The sequence below is a fragment of the Halobellus inordinatus genome (genome assembly GCF_024498335.1).
GTDB lineage: Archaea > Halobacteriota > Halobacteria > Halobacteriales > Haloferacaceae > Haloquadratum > Haloquadratum inordinatus.
The window spans coordinates 342,245-353,384 of record NZ_CP101825.1; the positions used below are offsets into that span (position 1 = coordinate 342,245).

Below are 11,140 nucleotides of genomic sequence, written 5' to 3' on the forward strand. Positions count from 1 at the left end.
GTGTATTATGGACATACTTCCGGCCTCAAACATGCGGGATTTATAGTCGTAGACGGTCGACCCACGGATGTTATGGGACAGACGCTCACAGAAAAGATTCTCGACGACCACCTCGTCGAGGGCGAACTCGAACCCGGAGAGGAGATCGGGATCGAGATCGACCAGGTCCTCGCACAGGACACGACAGGTACGATGGTATGGCTGCAGTTCGAGGCGCTCGAGCTCGACGAAGTCCAGACCGAGCTCGCAGCCCAGTACTGTGACCACCAGACCTACCAGTTCGACTTCAAGAACACCGACGACCACCGCTTCCTCCGCTCTGCGGCCGGCACCTACGGCGCGTACTTCTCTCGCCCGGGCAACGGCATCTGCCACAACGTCCACAAAGAGAACTTCGCCGCACCCGGTAAGACGCTGCTCGGCTCGGACTCGCACACCCCGACGCCCGGCGGCCTCGGTCAGCTCGCGATCGGCGCGGGTGGCCTCGACATCTCCGTCGCGATGGGCGGCGGCGCGTACTACGTCGAGATGCCGGAAGTCGTCAACGTCCGCCTCGAAGGCGAGCTCCCCGAGTGGGCGAGCGCGAAGGACGTCATCCTCGAGATGCTCCGTCGGCTCTCCGTGAAGGGCGGCGTCGGCAAGGTCTTCGAGTACACCGGTCCCGGCGTCGAGACGCTCTCGGTTCCGGAGCGGACGACGATCACGAATATGGGTACCGAACTCGGCGCGACCTCCTCGATCTTCCCGACCGACGAGAAGACCGAAGACTACCTCGCGCGACAGGGTCGTGAAGACGAGCACGTCGAGCTCTCGCCCGACGAGGACGCCGAGTACGCCGACGAGGTCGTCATCGACCTCTCGGAGATCGAGCCGCTCGTCGCGAAGCCGTCGATGCCGGACAAGGTCGTTCCCGTCCGCGAAGTCGAAGGCGAGTCCGTCGAGCAGGTCATCGTCGGCTCCTGTACGAACGGTGGCTACGAGGACATCCTCCCGGCCGCGAAGATGCTCGAAGGCCGCGAGGTCGACATGAAGACCGAAATGATCGTCGCGCCCGGTTCCAAGCAGGCGTCGGAGATCCTCGCCCGCGAAGGCTGGACCGCCGAGATGATGGCGGCCGGCGTCAACTTCTCGGAGGCGACGTGTGGTGCCTGTATCGGCATCGGCCACGTCCCCGCCTCGGACTCCGTCTCCGTGCGGACGTTCAACCGCAACTTCGAGGGCCGCTCGGGCATCGAAGACGACTCCGTCTTCCTCGCCTCACCGGAGGTCGCCGCCGCCGCGGCGATCAAAGGCGAACTCGTCGACCCGCGTGACCTCGCCGACGAACTCGGCGACCTCGAAGCGCCCGGCGTCGAGCTCCCCGACGCGTACGACGGCTCGAAGACCGACATCATCGAGCCCGAGGAAGCCGTCGACGACGAACTCGTCAAGGGCCCCAACATCGGCTCCGCGCCGATCGGCGAGCCGCTCGAGGCCGACATCGAGGGTGAAGTGCTCCTGAAGATGGAGGACAACATCACGACGGACCACATCATCCCGGCCACGTCGGACATCCTCAAGTACCGCTCGAACATCGAGAAGCTCTCGGAGTTCACGCTCTCGCGCGTCGACGACACGTTCGCACAGCGCGCACTCGACGCGGACGGCGGCGTCCTCGTCGCGGGCGAGAACTACGGCCAGGGCTCCTCGCGCGAGCACGCGGCGATGTGTCCGCAGTACCTCGGCATCGAGGCCGTTCTCGCCGAGTCGTTCGCCCGCATCCACAAGGCGAACCTGTTCAACTTCGGCATCGTCCCGCTCTCGATCGACGAGGAGACCTACGCGGACATCGAGCAGGGCGACGACGTCGAGATCGTCACCGACGTCGCCGAGGCCGTCGCGTCCGGCGAAACCGAGTTCACCATCCGCGTGAACGACGACTGGGAGGCCACCGCGGAACTCGACGCCTCCGAGCGCGAGCGCGGCATCCTCGAAGCCGGCGGCAAGCTCCGACTCACGAAGGAGCAGTACAAAGAGGGCGGCAGCGGCGCAGCCCCCGCCGACGACTGATCGGGCCAGCTCCGTCGGCACTCACGACAGCGCGGTTTTTTTCGTTGCGATCGACTCGGAGCCACAGCAGCCGCAGCGTCGCGTCGCTGGGGTGCGGAGCTACGATCGCGACACCCCTGTCTCATCGCCAGTCGAACTGCCCCGAGCCAGCGGATTTTTGCCTCTCACTGTCGAACCCACTCGCGTGAGCGACTCCGAGAGTGACCGCGGAAACCGGACGGACGAGACGGAATCCGGTGTGGACGGATCGAACATCGCACCCGACGTCCGGGTCCGTCCGGTCGACCGCGCCGACCTGCTCGACGTTCTCGGCATCGAGCGCGCGTCCTTCTCGGAGCCGTGGCCCTACGCGGCGTTCGAGTCGGTACTCGACGCGCCGGCGTTTCTGGTGGCGGTTCGGACCACAGAGACCGTCGGAAGCAACGAGGAGATTCTCGGCTACGTCGTCGGCGACGTGATGCCGAATCACGGCCACGACATCGGCCACATCAAAGACCTCGCCGTCCGTCCCGACGCGCGCGGGGAGGGCGTCGGTCGCCGACTGCTCCGCGAAGCACTGTTCGGGCTCTCGCTCGCGGGCGCGGCGATCGTGAAGCTCGAAGTTCGTGAGAGCAACGACGTCGCCCGGTCGCTGTACCGCAACGAGGGCTTCGAACCGACCCGGCGGATTCCGCAGTACTACTCCGATGGCGAGGACGCCCTTTTGCTCGTCGTCGACCTCCAGAGCCGGGACAGCGACGGATAGCCCACGGCTGCAACATACGGCCGCTCGGGACCCACACGCCCTTGTACTCCGACGCCGTACCCGCGGGTATGGGCTTTTCCTGTCCGGTCTGTGAGGTTCCGCAGCAAGATGCGACCCACCTCGCGAACCATCTCGCGTTCACCGCGATGGTCAACAACGACGACCACGAGACGTGGCTCGACGAGCACGTCCCCGAGTGGTCCGAGCACGGCGAGGCGGAACTCGCTCCCAAAGTGGCCGAACTTGCATCGGAAGCTGACTACGAACAGGTATTCGAAGACACCGCCCACGCGAACGGACACGACGGGTACACCCACCAGCACGGCCATCAGCACGGGCACCAGCACGACCAGTCCGGTCCGGGCGCGGTCGATCCCGAAGCGGCCGCCGCGGCCGGGCAAGGGTCGCTCGACGAGGAGGCCCGCTCGATTCTCGCGGAGGCGCGGGAGATGACCGCCGAGATGATCGACTCGGACGCGGAGGCCGAGGCGGACGCGGAGACCGACGGAGAGGCAGATGAGGAGTCAGAACCCGAACCTGGTCCGAACACGGGTGCGGCGGGCGAAGACACAGACGAGTAGCGCCGGAGAACTGATAGGGATTATCGTAAGTCCGCATAGATTTCTCGCCGGACGGTACGGCGAGAATCTCCGAACAGTTACGATAATCTCTATGACGAGACCGAAAACGTTTGTTCGCGAGTGGCCGACGGACGCGTATGGAGACCGAGGGAACCCTCTCGCCGGAGTCGCTGGCGACGGCGCGTGCGGCGTTCGAGTCGGCCGGCCCGACCGCGAAGCAGGTCGTTCGGGAGGCGGCCAAGGCGATGGCGTTCGATCGCGAGGAGTATCGCGAGCGCGTGACGGGCGAGGTCGTCGAACGAGCGCGAAACGTCCTATTCGCCGATCAGCTGGCTGTTACAATCGGGTCACGCGCGGAGTTCGACGCGTGGGTCGAGGGACATCCCGACTACGAGGTGATCACGCTCGGCAGCGACGACGTCGACCGCGTCGCCTGGCACGCCGCGCCGTTCGCCGAGACGGCCGTCGCGGCGACGTTCCAGAACGAGCGCGAGGCTGCGGTCGGGACGCTCCGCAAACAGGCGTTCAGTCGCCTGTATCGCCCGAAGTTCGAGGTCGACAGCGACGGCTCATCGGCAGACGACGATAGTCAGACCAGCGACACGGACAGCGAGACGAGTGACAGTGGCAACGAAGCAGATGGCAGTACCGAGACGAGCGGCCCCGAGTAACCACGATTAAGCCGCGTCCCGCCGGACTGTCAGGTGATGACTGACGACGGACGCAGACACGAACCGTTACCGGATCCCGAGTGGCCCGTCCGCGAGTCCGAAACCGAGTACGAGACGGGCTGGTACACCGGCGGCTACGACCTCGTCGAACAGCCGAACGGGACGACGAAGCAGTACTACTGGGCCGAACTCGCCACGGCCGTCGTCGTCGTCGCCGTCGAGGACGACTCGGTAGTGTTCGTCGAACAGTACCGGCCGACGATCCGAGAGACGCAGTTGGAACTGCCCGCGGGGATAGTCGAGGCGGGCGAGTCGTTCACGACCGCCGCGGCACGCGAACTCCGCGAGGAGACGGGCTTCGAGGCCGGAAGCACGGCGCTCCTGCAGGACTTCTGGTGTTCGACGGGTGTGCTGCGGCACCGCCGCGGCTTCGTCTTCGCGACCGATCTCACGCCGGTCGAGCGCGACCTGGACGACAACGAGTTCCTCTCGGTTCACTCGGTGCCGGTCGAGGAAGCCATCGACGTCGCCCGTGCCGAACCGACGAACGACGCGACGCTGGAAGGCGTGCTGCTGGCTCGCGAGGAAGGACTGCTGTAGCGCCGCGTCTAGGTCGATACTGTCGGACAGAACGATGTGAAAATCATCGGCACCCCGTGGGTGTCAAAATGATTCACGAACTGCTGTCCGACAGTATGGGGACCACGATTCGAGGTGTGAGCGTCAGCGTTAACCGCGGCGACGGCCTCCGCTCGCGTATGTTCGAAGATCGTCCGGACCGCGAGGAGGTCGTGCTCGTCGGCCGGTCGAACGTCGGGAAGTCGACGCTGATGCGGGAGTTGACCGGGCACTCGAAGATCACGACCGGACAGAAGCCCGGCGTGACGCGGTCGCCGAATCACTTCGATTGGGTCTCGGAGAACTTCATGTTCACCGACCTCCCCGGGTTCGGCTTTATGTCCGGCGTCGACGAGGAGCGGCGCGAGCAGATCAAGACCGACGTCGTCCGGTACGTCGAGTCCAACGCCGACGACATTCTCGCGGCCGTACTCGTCGTCGACGGCAAGAGCGTCATCGACATCATCGACCGGCACTCCGGTCCCGACGAGATCCCCCACGACGTCGAACTGTTCCACTTCCTGTGGGAACTCGACGTGCCGACGATCGTCGCCGTCAACAAGATGGACAAGGTCAGCGACCGCGACGAGCGGCTCGACGCGCTCTGTGACCGGCTCGGCCTGCACCCGCCGTGGAAGCAGTGGCGCGAGACGATCGCCCCGATCAGCGCGAAGCGTGGCGATGTCGACGCGCTGAACGAGGCGCTCCGGACGCAGTTCCACGAACAGAAGCGCGACGATCTGCTGAAGTTCGTCAGCTAGCGGCGTTGCTACTCGGGTGCGTGGCTCGGAAACGGTGGCTCAGTAAAGAGGCGTCATCACAAGGGGCTGAGTGGGGGTAACCCTCGTCATCGCCACCAGTAGACGATCGGCGCGCGCGAGTGAAGAACCTCTCGCTTCTCGTACTTCCGTCCGACCGCCGCGCTTGTTCCTCGCCGCGCTCGCTGCGCCCCTCAGTCCGTGCGCTCCGCGTCCCACGCCGCGTTCGCCGCGTGGGCTTCGGCCACCGCCTGTACGTCGCGCCCGCCGAGCAGCCCCGCCTCGGTGGCGACGCCGTCGACGAGCGTTCCGGGGACAATCTCGAACGTCGGCGCGTGGACGTCGACGTCGGCGTCGCCGTCGTAGACGGCGCTTGCGGGCGAGGTCGCTGCGGGGGCGCGCTCAGCGTCGCCGTGCTCACCACCGGTCGCGGCCGACTCATCGATCGCGGCCGGCCGGATCTTATCCCGCGCGGCCACGGCGTAGACGGGAACGCCCACGTCGCGCGCGGCGAGCGCGAGCACGCGGGTCCCCGTCTTGTTCACCACGTCCCCGTTCGGGAACACCGCGTCGGCGCCGACGAGGACGGCGTCGACGTCGCGGTCGTCGAGCGCCGTCGGGAGCGCGGCCTCCGTCGTCAGCGTCACCCAGGCGTCCGTCTCGGCGGCGGTCCACTCCGCGACGCCGACGCCCTCGCATTCGGGGCGCGATTCCGCCACGACGACCGTCGAGGGGTTCAGGGCCGCGAGTGCCTCGCGGACGGTCCCGGAGCGCGAGAGCGTCGCCACCGCCGTCGCATCGGCGTCCCGAAGGCGGGTCGCGGCCGTCGTCGCCGCGCCGGAGTCAGCCTCGAACGCGTCGTGGATCGCGTCGATTGCGCGCTCTGCGACCGCGTGTGGGTCGGGCGCCGTGCCGTCGTCTGTGGCCTGCCACACCTCGGCGACGACGCGATTCACGCGGTTCGGGACGGCAGCCATCTCCGGTCGCGCGTCGCCGAGACTGCGCGCGACCTCCGCGACCGCCGCCCAGTCGTCGGCCTCGATAGCCGCGTCGCGGAGCACTTCGAGCGCGCGTGCGGCGATCCACGCCGAGCCGTGAGTCCGATCGTCTCGCACGTCCGCGACCGTGGGGGCGACTCGCAGCCAGGTCTCCCAGAGGCGCGGGACCGTCGCTCTGTCTCTGATCGCGGTCGGGTCGACCCACTCGACGGCGGCGAGTTCCTCGTTGGTCGTGAGTTCGCGCGTCCCGGTCTCGAACAGGAACGGGTGGACGGTGAACGAGCCCTGCTCGTCGTCGACCGCGAGTGCGTCGCCGGCGCGGACGAATGCGAGGTCGGTGTCCGTCAGGCCGACCTCCTCGCGGAGTTCCCGATACGCGTCGCGCTCGGCGTCGGCCGGGTCGCCCTCGACGTACCCCGAGACGCCGGCCCAGCGGCCCCGGTAGGTCCCGACAGCGTCGCTGCGGCGAGTGAGCAGGATCTGCCCGCGGTTTCTGAGGAAGCTAGTGACTACGTGTGCCATTGCCAGTGGTTCGCGCGCCGGGCGAAACGTCTTTTCGGTGGGTCACCGAGATACCGTCGGTCGTCCAACTCACACGCGTCGCAAAACTGTGGTACTCGGCCGTATACCGGAGACGCTAGCCATCACCTGTTCGCTTTTTACCGCCGCGCACGCTCACTCTGTATGGAACTGTTCGCTGTCCCCGATCTGCCAGAGGTACGGGCAGGCGACGACGTCGCGGCGCTGATCCGCGAGCGCGTCGATCTCCGCCCCGACGACGTCGTCTGCGTCGCCTCGACCATCGTCTCGAAGGCGGAGGGGCGTAGCGCCGATCTGTCTGACTTTCCGGCCGGACCGCGAGCCCGCGAGATCGCAGACTCGCTCGCCGAGCACACCGGCGAGGAGAAGGACCCGCGCTTCACACAGGCCGTCCTCGAAGAGAGCGTCGAGATTCTGATGGACGCGCCGTTTCTCCTGACGGAGACGCGGTTCGGCCACGTCGGCGTCAACGCCGGCATCGACCGCTCGAACGTCCCCGACGGCGACCTGCTGTTGCTCCCGGAGCGCCCCACAGAGAGTGCAAAACGGATCCGAGAGGGCCTTCCCGCCGATCGCGTGGTGGTCACCGACACCTGCGGGAGACCGTTCCGGCACGGCCAGCGCGGCGTCGCCATCGGCTGGGCCGGACTCTCGGCGTCCCGTGACTGGCGCGGCGAGACCGACCGCGACGGGCGCGAACTCGGCGTCACCGTCGAAAACGTCGTCGACGAACTCGCCGCCGCCGCGAACCTCGTGGCCGGCGAGGGCGACGACGGCACCCCCGCGGTCGTCGTCCGCGACTTCGAGTGGGGCGACCACGGCGGCAGCGACGCGCACTTCCGAGAGATCGAGACCGACTTCGTTCGCCAGGCGGTCCGGGGGTGGTCGTATGCACAGTGACGACGCGACCGGTGCCGGAAGCGAGCCTCTCGACGAGAGCGGAGCAGACGACGGACCCACGCTCGGCATCGAACTGGTGCCCGACGACCGGATTTCGGCGGTCGTCGACGAGGGCGTCACCGCCGAATCCGTCGGCTACGACGTCGCGTTCGTGACGTGTCACTACAACAACCGCGACCCCTTCGCGACCCTGACGCGACTCGCGAGCGAGACCGAGACGATGCGGATCGGTCCGGGCATCGCGAACCCCTACGAACTGCATCCCGTGACGCTCGCCTCGAAGACCGCCACCGTCGCGGAGCTGTCGGACGGCCGGGCGGCGTTCGGGATCGGCCCGGGCGACCCCTCGACGCTCCGGAACCTCGGCCTCGAGGACGAGCGCGGCCTGCGGTCGGTGCTGGAGGCGTTCAAAGTCGCACAGGACCTCTGGGCGGGCGAGCGCGTCATCCACGACGGCACGTTCGAGGCGCACGACGCCGGACTCAACTTCGAGGTGCCCGGCGAGATCCCCGTCTACGTCGGCGGCGAGGGACCGCATATGTGCCGGATGGCGGGCAAACACGCCGACGGACTGCTGTACAACGGCTCACACCCGGACGATCTCGCGTGGGCGCGCGACCGGGTCGAAGAGGGCAGCGAAGACCGCCCCGACCACCGCGGCGACTTCGAGTTGCTGGCGTACGCCAGCGTCAGCGTCGACGACGACGCCGAGGCGGCGCGCGAAGCGGCCCGCCCCCCGGTCGCGTTCATCGTCGCCGGAGCGGCTCCACCGGTGCTCGACAGACACGGCATCGACGCGTCGCTGGCCGAAGAGATCGGCGAGCAGATCAGTGCGGGCGCGTTCGGCGAGGCCTTCGAGCGCGTCACGCCGGCGATGATCGACGCGTTCTCGATCGCCGGCACACCCGCGGACGCCGTCCAGCGAATGAGCGCACTCCTCGATCACGCGGACGGTATCGTCGTGGGATCGCCGCTCGGGCCCGATCCCGAGACGGCGATCGAACTCGCGGCCGGCGCGTTCGAGCAGGCGCAGTAGCTCGGCGGCGGTCTTCGTACAGCGGAAGAAAAGCGCGGTGCGGCTTATTGGACCGGCCGGTTGGGCGACGATTCGCGGGCGCTCGATCCCAGGCCGGTGAGCTGGTTCACGAGCGCACCGAGCGTGAGGTAGGTGAAGTACAGCACCGCTGCGGTCGTCAGCCCGCCGCCGAACAGGAACAGCACCGCAGTGAGCGGATCGACGCCGAGGAACACCTCGAAGAGGAACGTCCTGACGAGAGTGACGATGCTCGTGACCAACTGCACGATGAAGTCGATGACCGAGACCATAGCCGGGGGTTCGTCCTCATCGTATATGTGTGTGCGGAACTCCGCGTGGCGAGTCGCCACCGCTAAGCCGACGCCGCCACTGGAGACTCGTATGGAGCGGGACCGGTCCCTCGAGGAATTCGTCGGCGACGCCGCAGAGGAATCGGGAGCGGGCGAGCCCGAGACGGAGTCAGAAAACGGCGGCGCCGAGACGGAATCAGGCGACGGCGAGGGCGATTCCCACACCGGAACTCGCAGCGGCGACGTCGACGACGGCAAAGCCCCCATTGACGACGTCGAGGCGGCGACGGCCACGTACCGCTGGGACCCAGACGGCGTCGAGTGCCCTGCCTGTGGCAACGTCGCCGACCGGCTCTGGTCGCAGGACGGCCGACACGTCTGTGTGGACTGCAAAGACTGGTGAGCCGACAGCCGCAGGCCGATCCTGCATCGCTCCCGGCCGGTCACTGCCTACGATTCTGAGACGCGGAGAGTGAGGAGGATCACGACCGCGAGAACGACGGCGACGATCCAGTACCCCTCGTCGAAGTAGCCGCGGTCGGCGATCGCGCCGAACAGGACCGGACCGGCAGCCCCAAGCGTCGCGGTCGTGGTACGGACCACACCCAGGCCGGTCCCGCGGATCTCTTCTGAGAACGCATCCGAGAAGTACGACTGCGTGATCGCGCCGGAGCCGAGCATCGTGCTCACGAGCGCCGTGATCCCGACGAGTCCGACGAGGCTGTCGACGACCGGAAGCAGCGCAAAGCCGACGACGGGGCCCGAGAGCACGATCACGAGCGACCGACGGAGCCCGATCCGGTCGTAGGCCGCTCCGGCGACGGGCTTGACGAGGACGCCGATGGCGAAAAAGAGGCTGAAAAGAAGCGCCGCCGTCGAGGAGGATAACCCCTTCTCCTCGACGAGATACGTCGGATACAGCCCCGTGAACGCCTGCCAGACGAGGATGTAGAGAAAGAGGATGAACGCGAGAAAGACCACGTTGCTCGCGCGGATTTCGGCGAGTACGTGCCGCGCCGTGTCGGCGGAGAGTTCGTCGATACCGCTCTCGGAGTCAGTCTGTCGCGGCAGCAACACCCAGAGCGCGATCGCCGCGGCGGCGAGCAGTGGAATCATAAACGCGAGCCCCGCCTGCCAGACGACGGCGACGGCCAGCGCCCCCGCGACCGGCGGGAGGACGGTCTGTCCGAGGTCTCCTGTCGCCATCGTCACGCCGAGCGCGCTCCCGATTCGATCGGGGTAGATGGTCGCGAGGATCGTGATCCGCGCGATCGGGTACAGCGACTGGCCCAGGCCGACGAACGCGGTCGCCGCGAACAGCGCCAGCGCCGTGGGTGCGGCGACGACCGCCGCGACGGCGACGGCGACGACAGCGGCACCGGCCGTCATCACGAGGCGTTCGCTGTATCGGTCGGCCAAGATTCCACCCGGAAGCTGTCCGATCGCCGACCCGAGCCACAGGATCGTCACGAGCAACCCCGCGACCGAGAGACTGAGGCCGAAGGTCTCGCGGAAGTACGGGAGAAGAACCGGGTAGATCATCCGCGTGCCCAAGAGGAGGCCCCAACCGCCGGCGATGACGGCCAGCGAACGGCCCTCGCCGTCGCCCCAGAGCGCCCTGGCTTCCCGACCGATCGAGCCGAGAATCGTCATCGACGTATCGGCTCCCGGCGAGGCTGTTCAGGGTGATCGGTCGGACGGACGTGCACTGCCGAAGCCTCGTGAGGGCGGTTGTAAAGAATTTCGACATCCCGCACTATAGTAGCGTTTGCAAGTCTTCACGCGCCTAATCGCACGCAGTCGTGCGATTGGCTGTGTAATCATAGGGATTATCGTCACTGTTCGGAGATTCTCGCCGTACCGTCCGGCGAGAAATCTATGCGGACTTACGATAGTCCCTATCAGTTGCAAACGCTACTATAGCGCCGACGCCCCAGCGACGCGACTACTCCGG

12 protein-coding genes are annotated in these 11,140 nt (G+C 67.2%); 9 read left to right on the forward strand and 3 right to left on the reverse strand.

Annotation, left to right across the window (positions count from 1 at the left end):
• The first annotated feature begins 72 nt into the window (after positions 1-72).
• From NO362_RS01715 to engB, 6 genes are all read left to right on the forward strand, one after another.
• A complete protein-coding gene (locus tag NO362_RS01715; RefSeq protein ID WP_256545887.1) occupies positions 73-2,049 on the forward strand; it encodes an aconitate hydratase in 1,977 nt (658 codons plus the stop codon).
• A 238-nt stretch (positions 2,050-2,287) separates the two neighbouring features.
• Entirely contained in the window at positions 2,288-2,794 is a 507-nt protein-coding gene (gene rimI / locus NO362_RS01720) for a ribosomal protein S18-alanine N-acetyltransferase (protein ID WP_256546653.1), read from the forward strand.
• Positions 2,795-2,862: 68 nt separating this feature from the next.
• Positions 2,863-3,375, forward strand: coding sequence for a DUF5810 domain-containing protein (locus tag NO362_RS01725; protein WP_256545888.1), 513 nt, complete (start codon positions 2,863-2,865; stop codon positions 3,373-3,375).
• A gap of 137 nt (positions 3,376-3,512) precedes the next feature.
• On the forward strand, positions 3,513-4,046 hold the full coding sequence (locus tag NO362_RS01730) for a DUF5809 family protein (RefSeq protein WP_256545889.1): 534 nt from the start codon (positions 3,513-3,515) through the stop codon (positions 4,044-4,046).
• 36 nt (positions 4,047-4,082) lie between these two features.
• Entirely contained in the window at positions 4,083-4,646 is a 564-nt protein-coding gene (locus NO362_RS01735; protein WP_256288836.1) for an NUDIX hydrolase, read from the forward strand.
• Positions 4,647-4,804: 158 nt separating this feature from the next.
• Positions 4,805-5,425 (forward strand): GTP-binding protein EngB, encoded by a 621-nt coding sequence (gene engB, locus NO362_RS01740; protein ID WP_256545890.1) that lies wholly within the window; start codon positions 4,805-4,807, stop codon positions 5,423-5,425.
• A 191-nt stretch (positions 5,426-5,616) separates the two neighbouring features.
• Here the strand turns inward: engB and NO362_RS01745 are convergent, their stop codons facing one another.
• Complete coding sequence (locus tag NO362_RS01745) at positions 5,617-6,942, reverse strand: eIF2B alpha/beta/delta subunit family protein (RefSeq protein ID WP_256545891.1); 1,326 nt, start codon at positions 6,940-6,942, stop codon at positions 5,617-5,619.
• Between the two features lie 162 nt (positions 6,943-7,104).
• On the opposite strand from NO362_RS01745, the gene NO362_RS01750 reads away from it, so the two are divergent.
• Positions 7,105-7,860 (forward strand): coenzyme F420-0:L-glutamate ligase, encoded by a 756-nt coding sequence (locus NO362_RS01750; protein ID WP_256545892.1) that lies wholly within the window; start codon positions 7,105-7,107, stop codon positions 7,858-7,860.
• On the forward strand, positions 7,850-8,896 hold the full coding sequence (locus NO362_RS01755) for a 5,10-methylenetetrahydromethanopterin reductase (RefSeq protein WP_256545893.1): 1,047 nt from the start codon (positions 7,850-7,852) through the stop codon (positions 8,894-8,896). Before NO362_RS01750 ends, NO362_RS01755 begins: the two co-directional genes overlap by 11 nt.
• 44 nt (positions 8,897-8,940) lie before the next feature.
• Here NO362_RS01755 and NO362_RS01760 read toward each other — a convergent pair whose 3' ends face one another.
• A complete protein-coding gene (locus NO362_RS01760) occupies positions 8,941-9,186 on the reverse strand; it encodes a DUF8024 family protein (protein WP_256288831.1) in 246 nt (81 codons plus the stop codon).
• 91 nt (positions 9,187-9,277) lie between these two features.
• Here NO362_RS01760 and NO362_RS01765 point away from each other — a divergent pair, with 91 nt between their 5' ends.
• Positions 9,278-9,589 carry a DUF7573 domain-containing protein gene (locus NO362_RS01765; RefSeq protein WP_256545894.1) on the forward strand — a complete coding sequence of 104 codons (312 nt, stop codon included), beginning with the start codon at positions 9,278-9,280 and terminating at the stop codon, positions 9,587-9,589.
• A 47-nt stretch (positions 9,590-9,636) separates the two neighbouring features.
• Here the strand turns inward: NO362_RS01765 and NO362_RS01770 are convergent, their stop codons facing one another.
• A complete protein-coding gene (locus NO362_RS01770) occupies positions 9,637-10,839 on the reverse strand; it encodes an MFS transporter (protein WP_256545895.1) in 1,203 nt (400 codons plus the stop codon).
• Positions 10,840-11,140 lie beyond the last annotated feature (301 nt).

Excerpts from the sequence above, each read along its gene's own strand:
- NO362_RS01715 (WP_256545887.1), top strand. The coding sequence starts at position 73 with ATGGGACAGACGCTCACAGAAAAGATTCTCGACGACCACCTCGTCGAG.
- NO362_RS01725 (WP_256545888.1), top strand. The coding sequence starts at position 2,863 with ATGGGCTTTTCCTGTCCGGTCTGTGAGGTTCCGCAGCAAGATGCGACC.
- NO362_RS01730 (WP_256545889.1), top strand. The coding sequence starts at position 3,513 with ATGGAGACCGAGGGAACCCTCTCGCCGGAGTCGCTGGCGACGGCGCGT.
- NO362_RS01735 (WP_256288836.1), top strand. The coding sequence starts at position 4,083 with ATGACTGACGACGGACGCAGACACGAACCGTTACCGGATCCCGAGTGG.
- engB (WP_256545890.1), top strand. The coding sequence starts at position 4,805 with ATGTTCGAAGATCGTCCGGACCGCGAGGAGGTCGTGCTCGTCGGCCGG.
- NO362_RS01745 (WP_256545891.1), bottom strand. The coding sequence starts at position 6,942 with ATGGCACACGTAGTCACTAGCTTCCTCAGAAACCGCGGGCAGATCCTG.
- NO362_RS01750 (WP_256545892.1), top strand. The coding sequence starts at position 7,105 with ATGGAACTGTTCGCTGTCCCCGATCTGCCAGAGGTACGGGCAGGCGAC.
- NO362_RS01755 (WP_256545893.1), top strand. The coding sequence starts at position 7,850 with ATGCACAGTGACGACGCGACCGGTGCCGGAAGCGAGCCTCTCGACGAG.
- NO362_RS01760 (WP_256288831.1), bottom strand. The coding sequence starts at position 9,186 with ATGGTCTCGGTCATCGACTTCATCGTGCAGTTGGTCACGAGCATCGTC.
- NO362_RS01765 (WP_256545894.1), top strand. The coding sequence starts at position 9,278 with ATGGAGCGGGACCGGTCCCTCGAGGAATTCGTCGGCGACGCCGCAGAG.
- NO362_RS01770 (WP_256545895.1), bottom strand. The coding sequence starts at position 10,839 with ATGACGATTCTCGGCTCGATCGGTCGGGAAGCCAGGGCGCTCTGGGGC.